This window comes from Pseudomonas sp. B21-015 (assembly GCF_024749285.1).
GTDB lineage: Bacteria > Pseudomonadota > Gammaproteobacteria > Pseudomonadales > Pseudomonadaceae > Aquipseudomonas.
Genome location: NZ_CP087196.1, coordinates 4,415,133 through 4,440,108 on the forward strand (window position 1 = coordinate 4,415,133; position 24,976 = coordinate 4,440,108).

Genomic DNA, 24,976 nt, shown 5'->3' on the forward strand with positions numbered 1-24,976 from the left:
CGGCTTATGTGTGTTTTCCCACAAGGATTAAAGAAATGTCCGAGCCAGTAAAACTGCGCGCTCATAACCAGGCCCATTGCAAGGATTGCAGCCTGGCCCCTCTCTGCCTTCCACTTTCTCTGAATCTGGAAGACATGGATGCGCTGGACGAAATCGTCAAACGTGGCCGACCGCTGAAAAAAGGCGAGTTCCTGTTTCGCCAGGGCGACACGTTCGATTCCGTTTATGCAGTACGCTCCGGCGCCCTGAAGACCTTCAGCCTGAGCGATGGCGGCGAAGAACAGCTCACCGGTTTCCATTTGCCGAGTGAACTGGTCGGCCTGTCAGGCATGGACACCGAAAAACATCCGGTTTCGGCGCAAGCCCTGGAAACCACCTCGGTGTGCGAAATTCCTTTCGAACACCTCGACGAACTGGCCCTGCAATTGCCACAACTGCGCCGTCAGTTGATGCGGGTGATGAGCCGCGAAATTCGTGACGATCAGCAAATGATGTTGCTGCTGTCGAAGAAAACCGCCGACGAGCGCATCGCCACCTTCCTGGTCAACCTGTCGGCACGTTTCCGCGCCCGGGGGTTCTCGGCCAACCAGTTCCGGCTGAGCATGTCGCGCAACGAAATCGGCAATTACCTGGGCCTGGCGGTGGAAACCGTGTCCCGGGTGTTCACCCGCTTCCAGCAAAACGAACTGATCGCCGCCGAGGGCAAGGAAGTGCACATCCTCGACCCGATCCAGCTCTGCGCCCTGGCCGGCGGCTCGATCGACGGCTGATCCTGGCGACGGCGGCTGAGCGAAACGGTTCAGCCGCCGTTATACTGCGACGTTTGCAGCCCGCCAGGACACTTCGACGATGGTCATCGACTCCTTCGACATCAAATCCCTGATCCGCCCCGTGATCGACTTCCCCAAGCCGGGCGTGATCTTTCGCGACATCACCCCACTGTTCCAGTCGCCCACGGCCCTGCGCCTGGTGATGGACAGCTTTGCCCATCGTTACGTCGAGGCCGACTTCACCCACATCGGCGCCATGGATGCCCGTGGCTTTCTGATCGGTTCGATCCTGGCCTACCAGTTGAACAAGCCGCTGGTGCTATTCCGCAAGCAGGGCAAATTGCCCGCCGACGTGCTGGCCGAGGGTTATCAGACCGAGTACGGCGAAGCCTTCCTCGAAGTCCACGCCGACAGCCTGTGCGAGGGCGATTCGGTGGCGATGTTCGATGACCTGATCGCCACCGGCGGCACCCTGATTGCGGCGGCCAACCTGATCCGGCGCATGGGCGCGCGGGTGCATGAAGCGGCGGCGATCATTGACTTGCCGGAGCTGGGTGGCTCACAGCGCCTGGAAGACATGGGGATTCCGACGTTTTGCCTGACGCAGTTTGCGTTGAGCGATAAGTAACGCGAAGGCGTCAGTTCAGGCGCTACAAGGCAATCGGCTTACGCCCGGCAAACGAATGCGCCAATGTCCCGCCATCCACCAGTTCCAGCTCGCCACCCAACGGCACGCCATGGGCGATGCGCGAGGCGATCAGGCCTTTGTTGCTGAGCAACTGGGCGATGTAATGCGCCGTGGCCTCGCCTTCCACCGTGGGGTTGGTGGCGAGGATAACTTCGGTAAACGTGCCCGCCTCTTCGATTCGCGCCATCAGTTGTGGAATGCCGATGGCTTCCGGCCCCAGCCCGTCCAGAGGCGACAAGTGGCCCTTGAGCACGAAGTAGCGACCGCGGAAACCGGTCTGCTCCACCGCATAAACGTCCATTGGACCCTCCACCACACACAGCAAGGTGTCGTCGCGGCGTGAATCAGCGCATTGCGGGCACAGATCGTCTTCGGTCAGCGTGCGGCACAAGCGGCAGTGGCCCACCCCTTCCATGGCCTGGCTCAGCGCTTGAGCCAGTCGCAAGCCGCCGCTGCGATCACGCTCAAGCAGTTGCAATGCCATGCGCTGGGCAGTTTTCTGACCCACACCCGGCAAAATTCGCAGGGCATCGATCAGTTGGCGAATCAAAGGGCTGAAGCTCATGGGGAAAAAGTCCGACATAACAACGAGACGCGGTTTATACCCGTGCCTCTGTTTAGCGTCAAATAACAGCGTCTCCTTGATCGACGAATCCGACCGAATAGGGAGCAGACCTTTGTGGGGGTGTCGCGTTCGATGTTTCGTCAGTGGTACCGAGGTGACTTCATCGCGGGCAAGCCACGCTCCCACAGGATTTAGGTGATCCCTGTGGGAGCGGGCTTGCCCGCGAAGGCTGCCTCACAGGCACCACACTTCCAACAGACAGAAACAAAAATGCCAGGCGCGATGCCTGGCATTTTTTGTAACCGATCCAATGCGCGTTGGCGAATCAGAATGGCAGTTTCATACCCGGTGGCAGTTGCATGCCAGCGGTCATGCCGGACATTTTGTCCTGGCTGTTGGCTTCGATCTTGCGCACAGCGTCGTTGACGGCAGCGGCGAATACAGCTTCCAGCATCTCTTTGTCGTCTTCGCTCAGGCCTTCGACCAGGCTTGGGTCGATGGTCACGCGCTTGACGTCGTGACGACCGGTCATTACCACGGTGACCATATCGCCACCGGCTTTACCGGTGACTTCGGCGTTGGCCAGCTCTTCCTGCATCTTGGCCATTTTTTCCTGCATCTGCTGCGCCTGCTTCATCAGGCCGGCCATGCCACCTTTCATCATGGGAATCACCTCAAAAGTACTTGGATAAAAACAGCGCCCGGCCGTTGGGGCCAAGCGCCTTCAGTTATTAGCCCTGACTGACCAGAGCCTCGACAGGTTCAATAGTATCGTGACGGACCACCGCCCCGAACTGCTGCATCATTTGCTGGATGAACGGATCGCCATGGATCGACTCCTCGGCCTCGCGCTGACGGTTGGCCCGACGCCGGGACGCGGCCTGGGCCGGGGTTTCCTGCTCGGGCTTGATCAGCTCCATGCTCAGGGTCAGCGTACGCCCATGAAACTGGTTCAGCGCATCATTGAGGCGACGTTGTTGCGTGGCGTTGAACAAGGCGCTGTGGGCCGGGTCCAGGTGCAACAGCCAGTTGTCGCCATCGACGGCGATCAGCGTGCAGTTGGCGGCGATGCTGCCGGTCATGCCGGACACCGGCAATTTCGGGAACAGCTCCAGCCATTGCAGGGCCAGGCCCGTGGCTGGCATCGCGGCCGGTTCAGGCTCGGGTTCCGGCGCAGGTTCGGCGGTGTGCTCACTGGCCAGATCGTCGAGGTAGCTGTAGGCCGAATCCATGTCCGGCTCGATGTAATCCTCGTCCAGCGGCGGCTCGTCGTCCGGGTCCATGCCTGGCGTCGCGGCATCGACTTCGGCCACGGACGGTTCCGGGATCGGCGCAGCGGCCCATTCCGGGGCGTCCGGCACCACGCTGTCCGGCGTCGGCATGGGCATCGGTGGCAATTCGGGTTGTTCGCCGGCCGTTTCCAGCACCGGCTCGACAGCGGGTTGCTGGACAACCTCGGGCTCTACCGGATCGTTCCAGGGCAGATCAACGACTTCCTCGATCGCTACGGGCTCGACCACAGGCTCGGGCTCAGGCACGGCCACGACCACGGGCGCAATTGATTCAGGCTCAACTGCCGGGACAGGGGCCAGTGCAACCACGGGCGCCACCGGAGCCGGTGCAACCGCCGCAACGACTACCGGCGCGGCAGCCACTGAGTTTGCGGAATCAACTGTGGCCTGGCTGATCCCCACTGGCTTTAGCGGTTGCCTCGGCGCGTCCGAGGTGTCTGCCGGCCGGAACGCGAGCATTCGCAGCAGGACCATTTCGAAGCCGCCGCGCGGGTCCGGTGCCAGCGGCAAATCCCGGCGACCAATCAGGCCCATCTGATAATAGAACTGCACGTCTTCGGCCGGCAGCGCCTGGGCCAGTGCCAGCACCCGATCGCGATCGCCATGGCCGTTGTCGACACCTTCAGGCAAGGCCTGGGCGATGGCGACGCGATGCAGCACGTTGAGAATTTCCGAAAGCACGCCGTTCCAGTCCGGGCCTTGTTCGGCCAGATGCCGCACGGCCTCGAGCAACGCCTTGGCGTCGCCTTCGATCAGCGCATGCAGGACGTCGTAGACCTGGCCATGATCGAGGGTACCAAGCATTGCGCGCACGTCGGCGGCCAGCACCTTGCCTTCACCGAAGGCGATGGCCTGGTCGGTCAGGCTCATGGCGTCACGCATCGAACCGTCGGCAGCGCGGCCCAGCAGCCACAGTGCGTCATCTTCGAACGGCACGTTCTCGACGCTCAGCACGTGGGTCAGATGCTCGACCACCCGCTCCGGGGTCATGTTCTTCAGGGAGAATTGCAGGCACCGCGAGAGAATCGTTGCCGGAAGTTTCTGCGGATCGGTGGTGGCCAGGATGAACTTGACGTAGGGCGGCGGCTCTTCGAGGGTTTTCAACAGCGCATTGAAGGAATGGCTGGAGAGCATGTGCACTTCGTCGATCAGGTAGACCTTGAAGCGCCCACGACTCGGCGCGTACTGCACGTTGTCGAGCAGCTCGCGGGTGTCTTCGACCTTGGTCCGGCTCGCGGCGTCGATCTCGATCAGGTCGACGAAGCGGCCTTCATCGATCTCGCGGCACACCGAGCACTCGCCACAGGGGGTCGAAGTGATACCTGTTTCACAGTTCAGGCATTTGGCAATGATCCGCGCGATGGTGGTCTTGCCGACCCCGCGCGTACCGGTAAACAGGTACGCGTGGTGCAGCCGCTGGCTGTCCAAGGCATTGATCAGAGCCTTGAGCACATGGGTCTGGCCGACCATTTCGCCGAACGAGCGCGGACGCCATTTACGTGCAAGAACCTGATAACTCATCGAAAACCGTCGCAACGAAGGAACAGAAGCGGCTAATGCTAGCGGAGCAAGGCCAAAATTGCATCCGGTGCGCTCGTCTAATCTGGCTAAGCTGCATGTTGAAGAGCTTTTATCGGCCCAGGATTGAGCCGTTCCGGAGCATTTATGCGTTTTGCCTTGGGGGCACTGCTATGGGTCAGCCTGAGCGTCGCGGCCGCCGAAGCGCCGTTGCGCTTCGTGGTGGCCGACAGTTTGGCCATGCCCATGGCGCAAATCGAGCACGGCCGGCCGACCAGCAACTGCAAAGCCTGGCGCTGGTGCATGAACAAGCCGTCGGTTGTTATGTGCGCAACGACCCCAAGGTGCCTGTACAACGCATTCTGCGTACGTTGCTGCAAATGAAAATGTCCGGGGAGATCGATGACATCATCCGGCTCTATACCGGCATCCCTGATACCAACCCGTAGCAGCTGCCGAAGGCTGCGTTCGGCGGCGTAGCCGTCGTCAGAACAGGCTCTGCGGTCTTTCAGTTAAACCGTGAACTCAGGATTTACGACTGCTGCGCAGCCTTCGGCAGCTGCTACAGGGAGCGCTTGATCGCGGTCGAGTGCCTGCCATTGCAACGGAGCGACAAACCCCGCCACCCAGTCCAGCACTTCCCCGGGCGGCATGGGGCGGGCGATGAAATAGCCTTGAGCAACGTCGCATCCCAGCCGCAACAGCAATGCACCGTGCTCAAGGCTTTCCAGCCCCTCGGCGATCACCTGCCGGTCGAACGCCCGGGCCAGGCCAATGACCGCCGTGGTCAGGGCCAGATCGTCACGATCGATCAGAATGTCGCGCACAAACGACTTATCGATCTTGATGGTTTGGGTTCGTAAACGCTTGAGGTAGCTCAGGGACGAGCACCCCGTGCCAAAGTCACCCAAGGAAAACTGCACCCCCAACGCCTGACAGGCCTGCAAACAGGCGCTGACATGCTGAATATTCTCGATCGCCACCGACTCGACGATTTCCAGATCGAGCATCTGCGGAGCGACCTGGGCATGTCGAGCGAGTACGTGCCTGAGCCGGTCGACGAAATCCGCGCGCTGAAAATGTCGCGCCGCAATGTTGATGCTGACCGGCCAGCCCTGCCCCACTTGCTGCCAACGATGCAACTGCGACAGCACCTGGTCCATCACCCATTCGCCGATATCGATGATCAGGTCCGTATCCTCCACCAGCGGCAAAAACTCCCGAGGTGGCACCATGCCGTTTTGCGGATGCTCCCAACGCAGCAATGCCTCGAAACCGACGACCTCGCCACGGCGCATGTTCACCTTGGGCTGAAAATGCAGGCGCAACTCACCGGCGACCAGCGCTTGACGCACCCGCTCGACGGTCTGGTGAGTGGCCTTGACCTCCTGATCCCGGGAAACATCGAACAGATGAAAGCGGTTTCGCCCGCTCTGCTTGGCCACATACATCGCCTGATCGGCGTGCCGCAGAAGGGTTTCGGCATCTTCGTTGTCGTGGGGGAACAGGGTGACGCCGATACTGGCGAACACATTGATGTCCTTGCCGTGCAGCGTGTAAGGCGCCGAGATCGCCCCCAGCACACGGTTCAGCGCCCCGCACAATTCCGGCAGATCACGCACGTAACGCAACACCAGCACAAATTCGTCACCGGCCAGTCGCGCTACCACGTCTTCGCCGCGCACAATGTCGCGCAGACGCTTGGCCACTTCCACCAGCAACATATCGCCACTGGCATGACCGTAACCATCGTTGACCGCCTTGAACCCGTCGAGGTCGAGCATGCACACCGCCAGCGGAATGTTTTCATCCCGAGAGAATTCCAGCGCCTGATCCAGCAAATCCGACAGGAAAGCGCGATTGGGTAGCCCGGTCAGCACATCATGCCCGACCCGCCATTGCAGGGATTGCAGCAGTTGGCGTTTCTCGCTGATATCGAAACGAATCGACAGGTATCGGTGAATGCACCCGGTGTCATTATCGAGCACTGGCACCATGGTGCTGTCGACCCAATACAGGCTGCCATCCTTGGCGCGATTACAGATTTCGCCCTTCCAGATATTGCCCAGGGCGATGGTGCGCCACATGGCGGCGAAGAAATCAGCGGAATGCAGGCCGGAGTTCAGCAAGCTATGGTTCTGCCCGAGCAACTCCTCGCGGCTATAGCCGGACACAGCACAGAATTGATCGTTGACGTAGGTAATCCGGCCGTTCAGATCGGTCTCGGAAAAAATGGCGGCAGCATCCACGGCCCTGCGGTATTTCTCATCCATGAGTCAGGCTCACTGTCGCTAGCGGTGGTACCGCTCGACCAGCGCAGGATGCCCGGAAGAGATGTTTTGAGACGTACTGCGCAGAGACACGTTATCACTCCATGAACAGCATTTGATGGCCCCCGGACCAAACAGGCTCAAAGGCCTCGGGCAAGGCAGCAACACCGACTCTGGTAACATTTCGCGAGGATTTCAGATCGCTAACGGCTTCTCCATATACCCGCCAAAGGAGGACAATGCTGGCTGTTTCATATCGCCTAAACTTCAGAAAGCAGCTCATCAAAACCTCCTTCGAAGCGGCGATTCTACGAAATGCATCACATTTTGCAAAGCAAGGTGATGGATCATGCAGTTGCCTAATGCAAAAATCTATCGTTAAGTTCTTGATTCTAAATGGGAATTGAGCGATGCAAATTTCAAGTTTGGGTCTGGCCATCCGACGCTACCGCAAGGTCGCAGGGCTTACTCAGGCTGAACTCGGCGAAAAAACCGGTTTTGACCCCAAAACCATCAGCCGCTTCGAAACCGGCACCTATACCCCCAGCGTGGAAGCACTGTTTTTGCTAGCCGACGTGCTGGGCGTGAAGCTGAAAGCCTTTTTCGCAGATCTGGGCGACGAAGATGAACAGCGGGCGTACCTGTTCAGCGTCATACACAAAGCCACCCCGAAGGATCTGGGAAAGCTGATCGCAGCGGTTGACCAGGCCTTGTCCAAGCCTTAGTGCCAGTAAATGAAAAAAATAGAGGCCGAGCTGTCGAATGCGACAGATCGGCCTCTTTTTTATATCCCGCTCTTCAATTCGGAAACGACGAAACACCGCCCTGGATGAGCTCCATGGCAGGGGAAACAAAACAGTATTTTTAGATAGAAAACACGAAAGAGGGTTCGTGTTGCGTTATGGAGGCAACCCCACCAGCCACACCCCGGCACACAATGTTCCCGCTGTGGCTGCTGCCTTCCGGCTCTGACCAGGTTCACGGGTAATCGTTGCGGGGGGACCGATGGGGTCACCATAACGACGCTCACCTGACGGCGAGCCGCGCCATTGTACCTATCTGAGACGAAGTTACAACCGTTCGGGTGGATTAAAAAATATGAGCCGCTTCAAGGACATGCGCCGACCTTAAAAGATCGCAGCCTGCGGCAGCTCCTACATGGATCGGCGCACATCAAGGAGCTGCCGAAGGCTGCGATCTTTTGATCCTATTGCGCCAACACCTCATCCGCCCTGCCGCCCTCTTGCTGGATCACCAAGTGAATGAAGTGCAACTTGGCAATCACCGCCGATGGCAGGACGAACGGATAGAAATCCGGCTGGCCCATGCTGCGTGACAATTCATTGAGCATGCCGGCCAGTTCGATCCATGCATTGACGAACGACAGGAACGCCGGGGCGCCGGGGTGCTGCGGATCGAATAGCGTGCTGGGCGCAAACGGCTGGTAATCGAAATCCATTTCCCGGGCACTCATGCCAAAACCCAGCGCAGTGTCCACCGCATCCATCATGTGCAGGTAGTGAGCCCAGGTTTCCGCCCAGTCTTCCCAGGGGTGCATGGTGGCGTAGGCGCTGACGTAATGTTGCTGCCAGTCGAGCGGCGCGCCTTGCCGGTAATGCCGATCGAGGGACTCGGCATAACGCTCACGCTCGTCGCCGAACAGGCTGCGGAACGGTTCCAGCCAACCACTGTTGGCGAGCAGCCGATCCCAATAGTAATGCCCTGTTTCATGGCGAAAATGCCCCAGCAGCGTGCGATAGGGTTCGTGCATTTGCACGCGAACCTGCTCGCGGTGGGCGTCGTCGGCCTCTTTGATATCGAGGGTGATCAAACCGTTGGCATGCCCGGTGGTCGGCGTTTTGCCTTTGAGGTCGATACCGATGAAATCGAAGGCCAGACCGGTCTCTTCGTCCACGGCTTTCGGAATGACCTGCAATCCCAGACTGAGCAACTGCGCCACCAGACGACGCTTGGCGATTTCCACTTTGCGCCAGCGCTCGTGATTTTCCGGGACCGACAGATCGGGGATGGTGCGATTCAGGCTACAGGCGATGCACAACCCGTCATGATCATTGGCCGGCAGCAGCCAGTTGCAGGCGGCCGGGGAATCGAGATTGGCGCAACGGCGGAACACACCGGCGTCAGGATCGGCGTCGAGCAACCAGGTATCCACTTGCGGGCCAGATTGCAACGACGACAAGCGACTCTGCTGCGGCTGATAGCCCAGCGCCGCCGAGCAGGCCAGGCACTGGCTGTTGCGAAAGAACAGCGACTGCCCGCAGCGACAATGCCAGACCTTGCCATTGCGCGAATGCTCTCCCATGAAGGGCGCGGCGATGCGCGAGCTGAGCTGTTCGAAGAAGCGGTACATGGCGATCTCTCCCTGGGGCCTGCAAAGACTAGATCATTCCCACACGAAGATCTTGTGGCGAGGGAGCTTGCTCCCGTTGGGCTGCGTAGCAGCCCCAGAACCAACAACCGCGATTTGTCAGACATACGCAGGTCTTGCGACGGCTTCGCCGCCGAACGGGAGCAAGCTCCCTCGCCACAGGTCTCTGTTAGATCGAGATGTTGTATTCCTTCAGACGAGCCACAAACGCTTCTTCATCCAGCACCTTCAACCCCAGCTCATTGGCCTTGGCCAGCTTCGAGCCCGCGCCCGGCCCGGCGACCACGCAATAGGTCTTGGCCGACACGGAACCGGCCACCTTGGCGCCGAGGCTTTCAAGTTTGTCCTTGGCCACATCGCGACTCATCAGCTCCAGCGAACCAGTCAGCACCCAGGTCTGCCCGGCCAGCGGCAACCCTTCGACGACCTTTTTCTCGCTCTGCCAATGCATACCGAAATCACGCAGCTGCTTTTCCGCCGCCTCGGCGAGTTGACGATTTTCCGTGCCCGCAAAAAACTCGCGAACCGAAGTCGCTTGTTTCTCCGGTAGCGCCTGACGCATGTCCAGCCAATCAGCACTCATCACCGCCTCGAGCGAGCCGAATTTGTCGGCGAGTTTCTGCGCCCCGCCCGGCCCGACCGAAGGAATGTGCAACTTGTCGAGGAAGCCGCCCAGTGTGGTACTGGCGGCGAACTCCGCACCCAGCTCGCCCTGATCCTGAATCTGCAAGCCGTGCTTGAGCAGATCCTTGATCACTTGCCGGTTATGCGCGTCTTCAAAGAAGCTGTGAATCTCGTGAGCCACTTCCAGCCCAACATCCGGCAAGTACGTGAGCACCTGCGGCAACGCCTGCTGAACCCGCTCCAGCGAGCCGAGAGAACGTGCGAGCACCTTGGCCGTTTCTTCACCGACATCGGGAATGCCCAAGGCGTAGATAAACCGCGCCAGACTTGGTTGCTTGCTGTCTTCGATGGCGCCGAGCAGGTTCTTGCTCGACAGCTCGGCAAAGCCTTCCAGGTCGACGATCTGCTCGAACGTCAGGGCATAGAGATCGGCCGGCGAACTCACCAGGCCCTCGTCCACCAGCTGCTCGACGCTCTTCTCGCCCAGCCCTTCGATGTCCATCGCGCGGCGCGAAACGAAGTGAATGATCGCTTGCTTGAGTTGCGCACCGCAGGCCAGACGACCCACGCAGCGATACACCGCGCCTTCGCTGATGGTCTCGCGCCCCTTGCTGCGCTTGATCAGTTGCGTGCGTTCGACATGGGAACCGCAGACCGGGCACTGCTCGGGAATCTGTACTGGCCGGGCATTCTCCGGACGGCGCTCGGCGACCACTTGCACCACTTGTGGAATCACGTCACCGGCGCGGCGGATGATCACGGTGTCACCGATCATCAGCCCCAGCCGGGCAACTTCATCCATATTGTGCAACGTCGCATTGGCCACGGTGACACCCGCGACCTTGACCGGCTTCAAACGTGCCACCGGCGTCACGGCACCGGTGCGGCCGACCTGGAATTCCACATCGAGCAATTCGGTGAGCTCTTCCATGGCCGGAAATTTGTGGGCAATCGCCCAGCGCGGCTCGCGAGCGCGAAACCCCAGCTCGCGCTGGGACGCAATGCTGTTGACCTTGAACACCACGCCGTCGATCTCATAGGGCAACGCGATACGACGCTCGCCGATGTCACGGTAGTAATCCAGGCATTCATCGATGCCATGGGCCAGTTTCAGCTCATGGCTGATCGGCATACCCCAGGCTTTGAGTTGCTGCAGATTGCCAATGTGCGTGTCGGCAATATCCGCCGAAATCTGGCCGATACCGTAGCAGCAGAATTCCAGCGGACGGTTGGCGGTGATCTTCGAATCCAGCTGCCGCAAGCTGCCCGCCGCCGCGTTACGCGGGTTGGCGAAGGTCTTGCCGCCGACTTCCAGTTGCGTGGCGTTGAGCCGCTCGAAACCAGCCTTGGACATGAACACTTCGCCGCGCACTTCCAGGGTCGCCGGCCAGCCGCTGCCATGCAGTTTGAGCGGGATATTGCGCACGGTGCGCACATTGACGCTGATGTCTTCGCCGGTGGTGCCATCGCCGCGAGTGGCGCCACGCACCAGCATACCGTCCTGATACAGCAGGCTGACCGCCAGACCATCGAGCTTGGGTTCGCAGCTGTATTCCACCGCCGCGCCAGCGCCGAACAGGTCACCGACCGGCAGGTCCAGCCCTTCCGTTACCCGACGATCGAATTCGCGCATGTCGGTTTCTTCGAATGCGTTGCCAAGGCTGAGCATCGGCACTTCATGACGCACCTGAGTGAACGCCGACAGCGCCGCGCTGCCGACACGCTGGGTTGGCGAGTCGCTGGTGATCAGTTCGGGATGGGCTGCTTCGAGGGCTTTGAGCTCATGGAACAACCGATCGTATTCGGCGTCCGGAATGCTTGGTTCGTCCAGCACGTGGTAACGGTAGTTGTGCTGATCGAGCTCGGCGCGCAGCTCTAGAATGCGGGTTTTGGCGGCGGTCATGGGTGTTCTCTCATAAAGCAAAAGAGCAGCCGAGGCTGCTCTATCTCATTTCATCAAGATCAAGATCAAGAGATCGCAGCCTCGTTTCACTCGACAGCTCCTACAGAAAATCGCGAACCCTGTAGGAGCTGTCGAGTGAAACGAGGCTGCGATCTTTTGACTCAGCGCTTCTGGGTCAGGGCGCGACGTTCGAACTCGACGATGCGCTGACGGTAGTGCTCAATCGTTTGGGCAGTCAGTACGCTGCGCTGGTCGTCTTTCAGTTCACCATTCAGTTCCTGGGACAGTTTGCGTGCCGCAGCCACCATCACGTCGAAGGCTTGCTTCGGATGACGCGGGCCTGGCAGGCCGAGGAAGAAGCTCACCGCCGGAGTGCTGAAATGATCGATGTCATCCAGGTCGAAGACACCCGGCTTGACCGCGTTGGCCATGGAGAACAGGACTTCGCCGTTACCGGCCATGCTTTCGTGGCGGTGGAAAATGTCCATCTCGCCGAAACGCAGACCGCTTTCCAGAATGTTCTGCAACAGCGCCGGGCCCTTGAAGCCTGCCGGGTCGCGGCAGATCACGCTGATCACCAGCACTTCTTCGGCTTGCGGCTGATCTTTATCGGCCGGGCCGGCGGATTTGGTGTCATCCGGGAAATCGTTGTCACGGCTGCTGAAGCTCGGGCCGCCATCGAGGTCCAGGTTGAGGTTCAAGTCGCCTTGCGATGGCTCGCCATGGCCACGCTTGCCGCGCTTGGAACCCGACTCGCGAGGTTCACGGGCAGGCATGCTCACCGACGGCAGATCGTGCTCGTCCAGTTGCGGTTCTTTATGGGTATCCAACACCCGGGGCGGGCCCAACAGCTCGGCGCTGGTGTCCTCGTCCGGCAGGTTGGACAGACTTCGGTCAAGACGGAATTTCAGTTTTCCCTTGCCGCCGCGCATGCGACGCCAGCCATCGAAAAGAATACCGGCAATGACAATAATGCCGATGACGATCAGCCACTCGCGCAGACCGATTTCCATGTAATCCCGTGCCTCTATAAAAAATGCTGAAAAATAAGGGGTTTACATTGTGTAAACCGCTTTAAAACGTGGCGCCAACTCTATGTTCTGACAGGCGTTTTGCCCACGTATACGAAAAATTGACATTAAACTAGCACGACCAAAGATAACTTTACACCGTCTGTCACAGTGGCTTGCGCGAATTATGTCGAATGGCCAGCAAGTTAAGGCAGGTAAAAAGCCCTACAACTCAAAATTACTTGCCCTACATGCAATGACTCAAGCGTCCACCATCGCCATCGCCTCCTCCACATCCACTGCCACCAGACGCGAGCAACCCGGTTCGTGCATCGTCACCCCCATCAATTGGTCGGCCATTTCCATGGCGATCTTGTTGTGGGTGATGTAGATGAACTGCACCGTCTGCGACATCTCTTTGACCAGCCGTGCGTAGCGCCCGACGTTAGCGTCATCCAATGGTGCGTCAACCTCATCGAGCATGCAGAACGGCGCCGGGTTCAACTTGAAGATGGCAAATACCAGGGCCAATGCGGTCAGGGCCTTTTCGCCACCGGAGAGCAAATGGATGGTGCTGTTCTTCTTTCCTGGCGGCTGCGCCATGATCGTTACCCCTGTATCGAGTAGATCTTCGCCCGTCAGTTCCAAATACGCGCGTCCTCCACCGAAAACTTTTGGGAAAAGGGCCTGTAAACCGCCATTGATCTGATCAAAGGTATCCTTGAAGCGGTTTCGGGTTTCCTTGTCGATCTTGCGAATCACGTTCTCGAGGGTGTCCAGCGCTTCCACCAGATCGTCGTTCTGCGCATCCAGATAACGTTTACGCTCGGATTGCTGCTGGTATTCGTCGATGGCCGCGAGGTTGATCGCGCCGAGGCGCTGAATCCGCGCGGCAATGCGCTCGATTTCTTCCTCGGCGTCTTTCTCGTTGGCCCCGGCCACCAGCGTGGCGAGCACGCCATTGAGGTCGTAGCCGTCCTCGAGCAATTGATCCTGCAAGGTCTTGCGCCGCACCGTCAGCGCTTGCCATTCCATGCGTTGCTGTTCGAGCTGACTGCGAATCAACTGGGATTGCTGCTCGGCCTGGGTACGGCGCTTTTCCGCATCGCGCAGTTCGCGGTCGGCGTCTTCCATGGCGATTTGCGCGGTCTTGAGTTCTTCGTCGACGGTCATGCGTTTGTCGAGCAACTCTTCGAGCTTCAGCCGCAGCTCTTCCAGCGGCGCCTCGCCCTCTTCCAGGTTGAGGCTCAGCTGCTCGCGCTTCTCGGTCAGGCGCTCGGACTGCATTTCCAGCCGCTCCAGCGCCTGACGCGTCGAGTCGTGTTGCGCCTTCAGCGAACCGAGGCGCACCGCCAATTGATGCGCATGGTCCTTGTGCTGCCGGGCTTCCTGACGCACCCGATCGAGGCGCTCGCGCAGGCTGTCGCGCTGGGCCAGCAGCAACTCGCGCTGCTCGGTATCCAGCGCCATGGCGTCGAGCGCTTCCTGCAATTGCAGGCGCGCTTCGCCGATGTTTTCGTGTTCCAGGGCGCGCTGCTCGCTCAGCTCCGTGAGCTCTTCATCGAGACGGGTGCGGCGCAGGGTCAACTGTTCGACCTTGGCTTTGCCGGCGGACAACTGGGCTTTCAATTCGCCTTGCTGACGGGCTTCGTCTTGCAGCAGACGACGCAAATGTTCGCGGCCGTTTTCCTGCTGACGCTGTTGCGCCCTGAGATTCTGAAGTTGGGTTTCCAGGGTTTCGACCGTGGCTTCGCGCTCTTCGCGCTCAAGGCCCAGCCGCTGGATTTCCTGACCACGGGCGAGCACGCCGCTTTCCGCTTCGCTGGCCCGGCGCACACGCAAGAAGTGTCGGCCGACCCAGTAACCGTCGCGGCTGATCAGGCTTTGCCCGGCGGCCAATTGCCCGCGCAAGGCCAAGGCCTGCTCAAGGCTGTCGACCGGCTTGACCTGCCCCAGCCACGGCGACAGATCGATCTGCGCCTCGACCTTGTCGAGCAAACTGCCGGGCACGCGCGCGCCATCGCTGGCCGGGCTGAGCAAACGCAAATCGCCTTGGGCAAACCCGGCCAGATCGAAATCACCGAAGTCATCCACCAGCACCGCTTGCAGGTCGGCACCGAGTACGGTTTCCACCGCCAGCTCCCAACCGGCCTCGACCTTCAGGCCTTCGGCCAGACGCGGACGATCCGCCAGATGCTGTTCGCGCAGCCATTCGGCGGTGCCGGTACCCGGATCGAGCGCGGCTTGCTGCAAGGCCTCAAGCGATGCGAGACGCCCGTTGAGCCGCTGCAAATCACCCTGCGCCTGCTGCTGCGCCGAGAGCGCTTGCTGCAATTCCTGACGCAGTTGCTCGAGGCGTTCGACTTGCGCTTCTTCACTGGCCTGCAAGTCTTCGAGCGTGGCCTCGGACGCGGCCAACTGCTCGCTGAGTTCCATGATCGCCGCGTCTTCCGGGTCCGCAGAAAGTAACGCGCGCTCTTCGCCAAGGCGCTTCTGGCGATCGGCCAAACGCTCCATGCTGGTTTCCAGCTGCTGGATCCGCGACTGCTGAACTTCGGCCTGACGGCGCGGCTCGGCGGCGGTGAGGTTGAAGGTGTCCCACTGCTCCTGCCAGCCGTGCATGGTGGTTTCGGATTCTTCGAGCGCGGCAGCCGCTTCTTCGGCGGCGGCGCTGGTGACTTCCTGTTCCGGCGTGAGCATGTCCAGCTCTTCACCCAAGGTCAGCAGCAACGTGCGGTCGTGGCCCAAGTGAGACTCGGTTTCCAGCCGTGCGCGCTCGGCTTCTTTCAGGTCGTCCTGCAATTGACGCAAGCGCTGCTGACCGTGCTGGATGCTCTGCTCGACCCGGGCGATGTCGCCGCCGACCGAGTAGAAACGCCCCTGCACCAGATTGAAGCGCTCGGACAAGTCGTGATGCCCGTCACGCAGACGCTCGATGGCCGCGTCGGCGTTGCGCTGCTCGGCCACCAGGGCTTCGAAGGTGATTTCCTGGGTGCCGATGATCGACTCGCGCTGGCCGACCTGCTCGTTCAACGCCTGCCAGCGCAGAGCCGACAGCTGGGCCTTGAGCTGACGCTCTTCGCCCTTGTATTCCTGATACTTCTTGGCGGCCTCGGCCTGGCGGTGCAAGCGTTCAAGCTGACGCTCGAGCTCTTCGCGCAGGTCGGTCAGGCGGGCAAGGTTTTCGTGGGTGCGACGGATGCGGTTTTCGGTTTCGCGTCGGCGCTCCTTGTACTTGGAAATGCCCGCCGCTTCTTCGATAAAGTTACGCAGGTCTTCGGGCTTGGACTCGATCAGCTTGGAGATCATCCCCTGCTCGATAATCGAATAGCTGCGCGGGCCGAGGCCGGTACCCAGAAAGATGTCGGTGATATCGCGGCGGCGGCACTTGGTGCCGTTGAGGTAGTAGGTGGTCTGGCTGTCGCGGGTTACTTTGCGGCGAATGGAAATTTCCGCATAAGCAGCCCATTCGCCGAGCAGGGTGCCGTCGGAGTTATCGAACACCAGCTCGATGCTCGCCTGGCTCACCGGTTTACGGCTGGTCGAGCCGTTGAAGATGACGTCGGTCATCGACTCGCCGCGCAGGTTCTTGGCCGAGCTCTCGCCCATCACCCAACGCACGGCGTCGATGATGTTCGACTTGCCGCAACCATTGGGCCCGACCACCGCCGCCATGTTACTGGGGAAGTTCACCGTGGTTGGGTCGACGAAGGATTTGAACCCCGCCAGCTTAATGCACTTGAGCCGCACGCTTAAGCGACCGTCAAGGCAGAAACCACCAGATCGCAACTGCGCTGGGCATACGCCGTCAGCACCACACGGATCTGCGCAAAGTTACGGGCCAGCACGGCGGCGAGCAAGCGTTCGAACAGCTCCAGAAACTCGCTCATCGAGGCCTTGCGCTGGTCCAGTGCGAGGAAATACGCGCGGCTCATGGCCGGCTGCAGATTCTCGACGGTTTCCTGCAAGTACGGGTTATTGGCGAACGGATACGCAGCGCGCATCACGCTGAAGCTGTCGTCGACGAAGGTGCGGATATCCTGGCGCTCGTAGCTGGCGGTCAGGCGCTGCTGGATCTGCACGAACGGCGCCATGTCGGCCTGGACTTGCCAGCCGCTGGCCACGGCGTTGCCAAGCAGGATGTACAGCTCGCTCATCAGCGTGCACAGGCTCTGCACCTTGTGCGCCGTCAGCTCGGTCACATGGGCGCCACGTCGCGGCAAAATCGCGATCAAGTGGCGGCGCTCGAGGATCAGCAAGGCCTCACGGACTGAACCGCGGCTGACATTGAGGGCCAGCGTGACCTTCTGTTCCTGGATGCGCTCCCCCGGCTTCATTTCGCCGCGAATGATACGTTCGGCGAGGTGGTGAGCGATTTGCTCGGCGAGGCTGTCCGGCGCCTTGAACGTCATGGTTTTCCTTCAAACTCTTCGATCTGCACAAGCGGCGCAGTGTAGCGCAATTGATGGGTCATGGCGGAGTGCCCACCCAGCGGTTTTTGGCACGATTCAAGCAAAAAGCAGGCTATCGCGTGAGGGTCAATAATGAAGGAACGAGTCGTTGATCGACAAAATGCCTTTTCCTGACCTTTAAGTCAGAAAATTATTGACCGAAAAGTCAGACCTGATAAATTCGGCGCATGTCGGTTAACAACAATAATGAGTTTGCGAGGCCTTCCGTGATCCAGTTTTTACTCAACCAGGAACTCCGTAGCGAGCACGCCCTGGACCCGAACCTGACCGTGCTCAATTATCTGCGCGACCATGTGGGCAAACCCGGCACCAAAGAAGGCTGCGCCAGCGGTGACTGTGGCGCGTGCACTGTGGTGGTCGGCGAGCTGCAGACGGATGACGATGGCCGCGAACACATTCGCTATCGCAGCCTCAACTCGTGCCTGACGTTCGTCTCCTCCTTGCACGGCAAACAACTGATCAGCGTCGAAGACCTCAAGCACAAAGGCCAACTGCACAGCGTGCAGAAAGCCATGGTCGAGTGCCACGGCTCGCAATGCGGCTTCTGTACTCCCGGCTTCGTCATGTCGCTGTTCGCGCTGCAAAAGAACAGCGACGCACCGGATCATCACAAGGCCCACGAAGCCCTGGCCGGCAACCTCTGCCGCTGCACCGGCTATCGGCCGATCCTCGCCGCTGCCGAACAAGCTTGCTGTAGCAAACAACCGGACCAGTTCGATGCCCGCGAGGCCGACACCATCGCTCGCCTGAAAGCCATCGCCCCCACCGACATCGGCGAACTCAACAGTGGCGACAAGCGCTGCCTGGTGCCGTTGACCGTAGCCGATCTGGCCGACCTCTACGACGCTTATCCACAGGCTCGCCTGCTGGCTGGCGGCACCGATCTGGCACTGGAAGTCACGCAGTTCCATCGCACCTTGCCGGTGATGATCTACGTCGGCAACGTCGCCGAAATGAAACGCATCGAACGCTTCGACGATCGCCTGGAAATCGGCGCCGCCACCGCCCTCTCCGACTGCTACGACGCCCTGAAGGCCGAGTACCCGGACTTCGGTGAATTGCTGCAGCGCTTCGCTTCGTTGCAGATTCGCAACCAGGGCACCCTCGGCGGCAACATCGGCAACGCTTCGCCGATCGGTGACTCGCCACCGCTGCTGATCGCCCTTGGCGCGCAGGTCGTGCTGTGCAAAGGCGAGACTCGCCGCACCATGGCCCTGGAAGATTACTTCATCGATTACCGGGTCACCGCGCGCCAGGAAAGCGAGTTCATCGAGAAGATCATCGTGCCGCGTGCCAGCGCCGAACAACTGTTCCGCGCCTACAAGGTGTCGAAGCGTCTGGACGATGACATTTCCGCGGTCTGCGCGGCGTTCAACCTGCATATCGACAATGGCGTGATCGCCGACGCCCGGGTCGCCTTCGGCGGCATGGCGGCGATCCCGAAACGCGCCAAAAGCTGCGAAGCCGCGCTGGTTGGCGCACCGTTCAACAACGCCACCATTGAACGCGCCTGCGCTGCATTGGCCGAAGACTTCACGCCACTCTCGGACTTCCGCGCCAGCAAGGAATACCGCCTGCTCAGCGCACAGAACCTGCTGCGTAAATACTTCATCGAACTGCAAACACCGCACATCGAGACTCGGGTGACCGCTTATGTCTAATCATCATGCCGTAGAGAAGACCCAAGCCGAACTGGCTGAATTGTTCGCCAAGGACCTGACCACCGGTGTCGGTCGCAGCGTCAAGCACGACAGCGCCGACAAGCATGTATCCGGTGAAGCGCAGTACATCGACGATCGGCTGGAATTCCCCAATCAGCTGCATGTTTACGCTCGGCTGTCGGACCGCGCCCACGCGAAAATCATCAGCATCGACACCAAGCCCTGCTACGCCTTCGAAGGCGTGCGCATCGCCATCACTCACAAAGATGTGCCAGGCCTGAAAGACATCGGCCCACTGTTGCCGGGCGACCCATTGCTGGCCATCGATGACGTGCAATTCGTCGGTCAACCGGTACTGGCCGTGGCGGCGAAAGACCTGGAAACCGCGCGCAAAGCGGCCATGGCCGCGATCATCGAATACGAAGATCTCGAACCTGTATTGGACGTGGTCGAAGCCCTGCGCAAACGCCACTTCGTGCTCGACAGCCACACCCACCAGCGCGGCGATTCGGCCACCGCGCTTTCTACTGCAGAGCATCGCATCCAGGGCACGCTGCACATCGGCGGCCAGGAACACTTCTACCTGGAAACCCAGATCTCTTCGGTGATGCCGACCGAAGACGGCGGCATGATCGTTTACTGCTCGACCCAGAATCCCACCGAAGTGCAGAAACTGGTGGCGGAAGTGCTGGACGTGTCGATGAACAAAATCGTCGTCGATATGCGCCGCATGGGCGGTGGTTTCGGCGGCAAGGAAACCCAGGCGGCAAGCCCGGCGTGCCTGTGCGCGGTGGTTGCGCACCTGACCGGCCAGCCGACCAAAATGCGCCTGCCGCGGGTCGAAGACATGCTGATGACCGGCAAGCGTCACCCGTTTTACGTCGAGTACGACGTAGGCTTCGACAGCACCGGTCGCCTGCACGGCATCGCCCTGGAACTGGCCGGCAACTGCGGTTGCTCGCCGGACTTGTCGGCATCGATTGTCGACCGCGCGATGTTCCATGCCGACAACTCGTACTACCTGGGCGACGCGACCATCAACGGTCACCGCTGCAAGACCAACACCGCCTCGAACACCGCTTACCGTGGTTTCGGTGGCCCGCAAGGCATGGTCGCCATCGAAGAAGTGATGGACGCCATCGCCCGCCGTCTGGGCCTCGATCCACTGGCGGTGCGCAAGGCCAATTACTATGGCAAAACCGAGCGCAACGTCACCCATTACTACCAGACCGTCGAGCACAACATGCTCGAGGAAATGACCGCGGAACTGGAAGAAAGCAGCCAGTACGCCGAACGTCGCGAAGCGATTCGTCGCTACAACGCCAACAGCCCGATCCTGAAAAAAGGCCTGGCGCTGACCCCGGTGAAATTCGGTATTTCCTTCACCGCCAGCTTCCTCAATCAGGCCGGTGCACTGATCCACATCTACACCGACGGCAGCATCCACCTGAACCACGGCGGCACCGAAATGGGCCAGGGTCTGAACACCAAGGTTGCGCAAGTCGTGGCTGAAGTGTTCCAGGTGGAAATGGACCGGGTGCAGATCACAGCGACCAACACCGACAAGGTGCCGAACACTTCGCCAACCGCTGCTTCGAGCGGCGCCGACCTCAATGGTAAAGCTGCGCAAAACGCGGCCGAAATCATCAAGAAACGCTTGGTGGAATTCGCCGCGCGGCAGTACAAGGTCAGCGAAGAAGACGTGGAATTCCACAACGGTCACGTGCGGGTTCGCGATTACATTCTGACGTTTGAAGCGTTGATCCAGCAGGCGTACTTTGCTCAGGTTTCGCTGTCGAGCACCGGCTTCTACAAGACCCCGAAAATCTACTACGACCGCAGTCAGGCCCGGGGTCGGCCGTTCTATTACTACGCCTTCGGTGCGGCCTGTGCCGAGGTGATCGTCGACACCCTGACCGGCGAGTACAAGATGCTGCGCACCGACATCCTCCACGACGTCGGCGACTCACTGAACCCGGCCATCGACATCGGTCAGGTCGAGGGTGGTTTCATCCAGGGCATGGGTTGGCTGACCATGGAAGAACTGGTGTGGAACAACAAAGGCAAACTGATGACCAACGGCCCGGCCAGCTACAAGATCCCGGCGGTGGCGGACATGCCATTGGACCTGCGAGTGAAGCTGGTGGAAAACCGCAAGAACCCGGAAGACACGGTGTTCCATTCCAAAGCCGTGGGTGAGCCGCCGTTCATGCTCGGTATCGCCGCGTGGTGCGCGATCAAGGACGCCGTGGCCAGTTTGGGCGACTACCAGCATCAACCGAAAATCGACGCACCGGCAACGCCGGAGAGGGTGTTGTGGGGCTGTGAGCAGATGCGTCAGTTGAAAGCGGTGAAAGCCGTGGAAGCTGAATCCGAGGTGGTGGTTTGATCGTTCCCACGCTCTGCGTGGGAATGCAGCCCGCGACGCTCTGCGTCGCATTGTGAACAGCGGACGCGGAGCGTCCAGAGATGCATTCCCACGCAGAGCGTGGGAACGATCTTGAGAGGTGAAACATGTACAACTGGATCGACGCCCTCGCCGACCTGCAAACCCGGGGTGAACCCTGTGTGTTGGTGACCATCATCGAAGAGCTCGGCTCGACGCCGCGCAATGCCGGTTCGAAGATGGTCATCAGCGCCACGCAAACGTTCGACACCATCGGTGGCGGGCATCTGGAATACAAGGCCATGCAGATCGGCCGCTTGATGCTTGCCAGTGGCCGGCAGGACACCCATCTGGAGCGCTTCAGCCTCGGCGCCAGCCTGGGCCAGTGCTGCGGTGGCGTGACCGTGTTGCTGTTCGAACCGATGGGCCAGGTCCAGGCGCAAATTGCGGTATTCGGCGCCGGCCACGTCGGCCGGGCACTGGTGCCACTGCTCGCCAGCCTGCCGTGCCGGGTGCGCTGGATCGACTCGCGGGAAGCGGAATTCCCCGAGCAGATCCCCCACGGCGTGCGCAAAATCGTCACCGAAGAACCGCTGGATGAAGTCGATGACCTACCCACCGGCAGCTACTGCATCGTCATGACCCACAACCACCAGCTCGACCTTGAACTCACCGCCGCGATCCTCAAACGCAACGACTTCGCCTACTTCGGCTTGATCGGTTCGAAGACCAAACGGGTGAAGTTCGAACACCGCCTGCGTGATCGCGGTTTCGACAGCACCGTGCTGCAACGCATGCGCTGCCCGATGGGCCTGGGCGAAGTCAAAGGCAAGTTGCCTGTGGAAATCGCCATCTCCATCGCCGGCGAAATCATCGCTACCTATAACGCCAATTTCGGCCAGCACACTGCCAGCGCCGGATCATCGATTGCCAAATTGCTGCCTGCTTCACGCCGCAGCCAGGCAACCAATTGAGAACCCCCATGCCTCTGACTCGCAAAGCCTACCGCGCCACCATTCTGCACAGCATCGCCGACCCTGCCGAAGTGGGCATCGAAGCCTCTTACGAGTATTTCGAAGACGGCCTGCTGGTGGTCGAGAACGGCCAGATCAGCGCCATCGGCCACGCCAGCGAATTGCTGCCGACCCTGCCGGCCGACATCGAGATCACTCATTACCAGGACGCGCTGATCACCCCAGGCTTCATCGACACCCACATCCACCTGCCGCAAACCGGCATGGTCGGCGCCTACGGCGAGCAACTGCTGGACTGGCTCAACACCTACACGTTCCCATGCGAAAGCCAGTTCGCCGACAAGGCCCACGCGGATGAAGTCGCGGATATTTTCATCAAGGAACTGCTGCGCAACGGCACCACCACCGCGCTGGTGTTCGGCAGCGTGCATCCACAATCGGTGAATTCGTTTTTCGAGGCCGCCGAACAGCTGGACCTGCGGATGATCGCCGGCAAGGTGATGATGGACCGCAACGCGCCGGACTACCTGATCGACACCGCCGAATCGAGCTACGTCGAAAGCAAGGCGCTGATCGAGCGCTGGCACGGCAAGGGCCGCTTGCACTATGCAGTTACCCCACGCTTCGCCCCGACCAGCACCCCGGAACAACTGACTCTCGCCGGTCAGTTGCTCAGCGAATACCCGGATCTGTACATGCAGACCCACATCAGCGAGAACCTCAAGGAAGTCGAGTGGGTCAAGGCACTGTTCCCGGAGCGCAAGGGCTACCTGGACGTCTACGATCACTACCAATTGCTCGGTGAGCGTTCGGTGTTCGCCCACGGCGTGCACCTGTGCGACGACGAATGCGCGCGCCTGGCGCAGACCGGGTCGGCCATCGCCTTCTGCCCGACCTCCAACTTCTTCCTCGGCAGTGGCTTGTTCAATCTGCCGATGGCCGAGAAGCACAAACTCAATGTCGGCCTCGGTACCGACGTCGGGGGTGGCACCAGTTTCTCGCTGCTGCAAACCCTGAACGAAGCCTACAAAGTCATGCAACTGCAAGGCGCGCGGCTGAGCCCGTTCAAGTCGCTGTACCTGGCCACCCTCGGCGGCGCCCGCGCGCTGCGCCTGGAAGACAAGATCGGCACCTTGCAACCAGGCACCGACGCGGACTTCCTGGTGCTGGACTACAACGCCACGCCACTGCTCAGCTATCGCCTGAAACAGGCCAATAACATTGCCGAAACGTTGTTTGTATTGATGACACTGGGGGATGACCGGACGGTGTTGCAGACGTATGCGGCGGGGAATCTGGTGCATCAGCGCTAAGATCTTCCGGGCTGATCGTTCCCATGCTCCGCGTGGGAATGCCTCTAGGGACGCTCCGCGTCCAGTGACGCGGAGCGTCACGGGCTGCATTCCCACGCAGAGCGTGGGAACGATCTGATACTCAAAAAAATCCCCCGCAACCGGAAGGCTGCGGGGGATTTTTTATCATCGGTACTTCAGAGCTTCGCGACAGGCCGCCCCGGCTTCTTGGTCTGCAACAAATGCGAAAACACCGCATGCAAATCATCCGACGCACTTTCTTCGTCGAGGTTGAGCTTGCTGTCGATGTGGTCCATGTGATGCATCATCAGGTCCACCGCCAGGGTCGCGTCCCGCGCTTCGATGGCGTTGATCAACTGGGTGTGTTCATCGTAGGAACAGTGGGAACGGTTGCCGCTCTCGTACTGGGCGATGATCAACGAAGTCTGGGACACCAGGCTGCGCTGGAAGCTGATCAGCGGCGCGTTTTTCGCCGCTTCGGCCAGCTTCAAGTGAAACTCGCCCGACAGACGGATTCCGGCGCCACGATCGCCACGGGAGAAACTGTCGCGCTCGTCGTTGACCATCTGCCGCAAGTCGGCAATCTCCTCGGCCGTGGCATGCTGCACCGCCAGTTCAGTGATCGCCCGCTCCACCAGACGCCGTGCCATAAACACCTGACGGGCCTCTTCGACACTCGGGCTGGCGACGACAGCACCGCGATTCGGTCGCAGCAACACTACGCCTTCATGGGCCAGACGCGACAGCGCACGGCGAATGATGGTGCGGCTGACCCCGAAAATTTCCCCCAGCGCTTCTTCGCTCAACTTGGTGCCGGGCGCCAGACGCTGTTCGAGGATGGCCTCGAAGATATGCGCATAGACAATATCGTCCTGGGTACCGGTGCGGCCGGCTTTGCCTGCTCGCGGTTGTTTCTTGAGGGGTTGCAACTGTTCGTTCATGGGCACTCGAGTCGGGAGAACTGCGGCGAATTGACCGTGACTGTAATACGGCACAGTGGGTCGCTGGCAAGTATCGCGTAAAAAACACTGCAATTGTACACAATGGACGGTGGCAACACGACTGTACGGCTGTTTGTCGCCTTCGCTGTATTGCAACGACCGGTTACTTTTCAGTTTAGGCTTGAACGCAGAATCCGCAG

General features: G+C 60.2%; 17 protein-coding genes, 1 other RNA gene and 1 pseudogene. 8 read left to right on the plus strand and 11 right to left on the minus strand.

Annotated features, from left to right (window positions below):
• The first annotated feature begins 35 nt into the window (after positions 1–35).
• Both fnr and LOY38_RS20145 read left to right on the plus strand, forming a co-directional pair.
• Positions 36–770 carry a fumarate/nitrate reduction transcriptional regulator Fnr gene (fnr, locus tag LOY38_RS20140; RefSeq protein ID WP_258696748.1) on the plus strand — a complete coding sequence of 245 codons (735 nt, stop codon included), beginning with the start codon at positions 36–38 and terminating at the stop codon, positions 768–770.
• 79 nt (positions 771–849) lie between these two features.
• Positions 850–1,398 carry an adenine phosphoribosyltransferase gene (locus tag LOY38_RS20145; RefSeq protein ID WP_258696749.1) on the plus strand — a complete coding sequence of 183 codons (549 nt, stop codon included), beginning with the start codon at positions 850–852 and terminating at the stop codon, positions 1,396–1,398.
• A gap of 22 nt (positions 1,399–1,420) precedes the next feature.
• Here LOY38_RS20145 and recR read toward each other — a convergent pair whose 3' ends face one another.
• The 3 genes from recR to dnaX form a co-directional block, all read right to left on the minus strand.
• Complete coding sequence (gene recR, locus LOY38_RS20150; protein ID WP_258696750.1) at positions 1,421–2,023, minus strand: recombination mediator RecR; 603 nt, start codon at positions 2,021–2,023, stop codon at positions 1,421–1,423.
• Positions 2,024–2,348: 325 nt separating this feature from the next.
• Positions 2,349–2,687: a YbaB/EbfC family nucleoid-associated protein gene (locus LOY38_RS20155; RefSeq protein ID WP_008028561.1), complete on the minus strand. Its 339-nt coding sequence runs from the start codon at positions 2,685–2,687 to the stop codon at positions 2,349–2,351.
• A 67-nt stretch (positions 2,688–2,754) separates the two neighbouring features.
• Positions 2,755–4,836: a DNA polymerase III subunit gamma/tau gene (gene dnaX / locus LOY38_RS20160; RefSeq protein ID WP_258696751.1), complete on the minus strand. Its 2,082-nt coding sequence runs from the start codon at positions 4,834–4,836 to the stop codon at positions 2,755–2,757.
• Positions 4,837–5,105: 269 nt separating this feature from the next.
• Between dnaX and LOY38_RS30385 the strand changes: the two are divergent.
• Positions 5,106–5,282 (plus strand): annotated as a pseudogene (locus LOY38_RS30385) (amino acid ABC transporter substrate-binding protein); the annotation flags it as partial.
• Positions 5,283–5,345: 63 nt separating this feature from the next.
• Here LOY38_RS30385 and LOY38_RS20170 read toward each other — a convergent pair.
• Positions 5,346–7,106, minus strand: coding sequence for a bifunctional diguanylate cyclase/phosphodiesterase (locus LOY38_RS20170; protein WP_258696752.1), 1,761 nt, complete (start codon positions 7,104–7,106; stop codon positions 5,346–5,348).
• A gap of 407 nt (positions 7,107–7,513) precedes the next feature.
• Here LOY38_RS20170 and LOY38_RS20175 point away from each other — a divergent pair, with 407 nt between their 5' ends.
• The gene (locus tag LOY38_RS20175) at positions 7,514–7,828 is read left to right on the plus strand and encodes a helix-turn-helix domain-containing protein (protein ID WP_258696753.1); all 315 of its coding nucleotides are present in this window, start codon (positions 7,514–7,516) and stop codon (positions 7,826–7,828) included.
• A gap of 186 nt (positions 7,829–8,014) precedes the next feature.
• On the opposite strand, the gene ffs is transcribed toward LOY38_RS20175, so the two are convergent.
• From ffs to LOY38_RS20205, 6 genes are all read right to left on the minus strand, one after another.
• An RNA gene (ffs, locus tag LOY38_RS20180) (signal recognition particle sRNA small type) lies at positions 8,015–8,111 on the minus strand.
• A gap of 199 nt (positions 8,112–8,310) precedes the next feature.
• A complete protein-coding gene (locus tag LOY38_RS20185) occupies positions 8,311–9,474 on the minus strand; it encodes a putative zinc-binding metallopeptidase (protein WP_258696754.1) in 1,164 nt (387 codons plus the stop codon).
• A gap of 187 nt (positions 9,475–9,661) precedes the next feature.
• Complete coding sequence (gene ligA / locus LOY38_RS20190) at positions 9,662–12,019, minus strand: NAD-dependent DNA ligase LigA (RefSeq protein ID WP_258696755.1); 2,358 nt, start codon at positions 12,017–12,019, stop codon at positions 9,662–9,664.
• 161 nt (positions 12,020–12,180) lie between these two features.
• Positions 12,181–13,032, minus strand: coding sequence for a cell division protein ZipA (zipA, locus tag LOY38_RS20195; protein ID WP_258696756.1), 852 nt, complete (start codon positions 13,030–13,032; stop codon positions 12,181–12,183).
• A 258-nt stretch (positions 13,033–13,290) separates the two neighbouring features.
• On the minus strand, positions 13,291–16,779 hold the full coding sequence (gene smc, locus LOY38_RS20200; protein WP_258696757.1) for a chromosome segregation protein SMC: 3,489 nt from the start codon (positions 16,777–16,779) through the stop codon (positions 13,291–13,293).
• Between the two features lie 2 nt (positions 16,780–16,781).
• On the minus strand, positions 16,782–17,441 hold the full coding sequence (locus LOY38_RS20205; RefSeq protein WP_258696758.1) for a GntR family transcriptional regulator: 660 nt from the start codon (positions 17,439–17,441) through the stop codon (positions 16,782–16,784).
• A 266-nt stretch (positions 17,442–17,707) separates the two neighbouring features.
• Here LOY38_RS20205 and xdhA point away from each other — a divergent pair, with 266 nt between their 5' ends.
• The 4 genes from xdhA (at position 17,708) to guaD (ending at position 23,835) form a co-directional block, all read left to right on the plus strand.
• Positions 17,708–19,162, plus strand: coding sequence for a xanthine dehydrogenase small subunit (gene xdhA, locus LOY38_RS20210; RefSeq protein WP_258696759.1), 1,455 nt, complete (start codon positions 17,708–17,710; stop codon positions 19,160–19,162).
• A complete protein-coding gene (gene xdhB, locus LOY38_RS20215; RefSeq protein ID WP_258696760.1) occupies positions 19,155–21,551 on the plus strand; it encodes a xanthine dehydrogenase molybdopterin binding subunit in 2,397 nt (798 codons plus the stop codon). Before xdhA ends, xdhB begins: the two co-directional genes overlap by 8 nt.
• Before the next feature lie 125 nt (positions 21,552–21,676).
• A complete protein-coding gene (xdhC, locus tag LOY38_RS20220) occupies positions 21,677–22,522 on the plus strand; it encodes a xanthine dehydrogenase accessory protein XdhC (RefSeq protein ID WP_258696761.1) in 846 nt (281 codons plus the stop codon).
• Between the two features lie 8 nt (positions 22,523–22,530).
• Positions 22,531–23,835: a guanine deaminase gene (gene guaD, locus LOY38_RS20225; protein ID WP_258696762.1), complete on the plus strand. Its 1,305-nt coding sequence runs from the start codon at positions 22,531–22,533 to the stop codon at positions 23,833–23,835.
• Between the two features lie 176 nt (positions 23,836–24,011).
• Here guaD and LOY38_RS20230 read toward each other — a convergent pair whose 3' ends face one another.
• On the minus strand, positions 24,012–24,776 hold the full coding sequence (locus LOY38_RS20230; RefSeq protein WP_223484660.1) for a GntR family transcriptional regulator: 765 nt from the start codon (positions 24,774–24,776) through the stop codon (positions 24,012–24,014).
• Positions 24,777–24,976: the final 200 nt, after the last annotated feature.